Genomic DNA, 1,022 nt, shown 5'->3' on the forward strand with positions numbered 1-1,022 from the left:
CGGCGCGTGGCGCGGGCTGGGCGTGGCGGCCATCGTCGCGGCCATCGCCGGCGCTGTGCTCGCGCTCGCGTGGCCGGGCCTGGTCGCCGATGCGCTGCGCTGGCCGATGGCCGGCGCGCTCGCGGTGGTCGCGCCGCTGCTGCACTGGGTGCTCCAGCGCCTGCCCGCGCCGTCGCCGCTGCCGATCGAAACGCAGCTCGCCGCACTCGAATCGGACGGCGACGACGATGCCGATTCGACCGCGGTCGACGATGACCTCGAAACGGCGCTTTACGCCGCCGCGCGCAGCGGCCGCGTCGATCGCGCGCTCACGTTGCTCGAGTCCGGCGCCAATCCGCATGCGTTGCCGGTCGCCACCGAACGCGACCAGCGCACGCTGCCGATGCTCGCGGCGATCCTTCCCGACCTGCGCCTGTTGCGCACGCTGATCCAGCACGGCGTGGACGTGAACGCCGCGCATGGCGGCATGGCGCCACTGCTCGCCGCCACGCGCGACAGTTGGCACGGCCGTCCCGAAGCGGTGATGACGCTGCTCGCCAACGGCGCGGATCCGCGCGTGGCCGACGCCGACGGAAACACGCCGCTGCACCACGCCGCGCGCAGTTCCGACCCGGGCGTCGCAGCGCTGTTGCGCGATGCCGCCGCCGAAGTCGATGCGATCAACAAGGATGGCATCACGCCGCTGGGCATCGCGTGCGCCGCGGGCAACTGGCGCCTGGCGCGTTTCCTGCTCGAACGTGGCGCGAAACCCGAACCGCAAGGTGCATCGCCCGTGCTGCTCGCCGCGGCGGGCACGGAAGAAGACGATGTCGCCGGCGTGCAGTTGCTCCTCAAGCACAAGGCCAAGGCCGACGCGCGCGACGCGCGAGGCCGCGCCGCGTTGCACGAGGCGGCGCGTTGCGGGCATGTCGAAATCGTCGATGCACTGCTGGGCGTCGGCGCCGACGTGCACGCGCGCGACCACGACGGCCGCACGCCGTGGCTCGACGCCGCGCGCGGCGGGCATCTGGAAGTCCTCGAAC

At 73.3% G+C, this 1,022-nt stretch carries 1 protein-coding gene; it reads left to right on the top strand.

What is annotated here, in order from left to right:
• The coding region (locus LF41_RS14140; RefSeq protein WP_036171063.1) for an ankyrin repeat domain-containing protein at window positions 1-1,022 on the top strand (1,022 nt) is incomplete at both ends.

It is taken from the genome of Lysobacter dokdonensis DS-58 (assembly GCF_000770795.1).
In the GTDB taxonomy this organism is placed as follows: Bacteria; Pseudomonadota; Gammaproteobacteria; order Xanthomonadales; family Xanthomonadaceae; genus Noviluteimonas; species Noviluteimonas dokdonensis.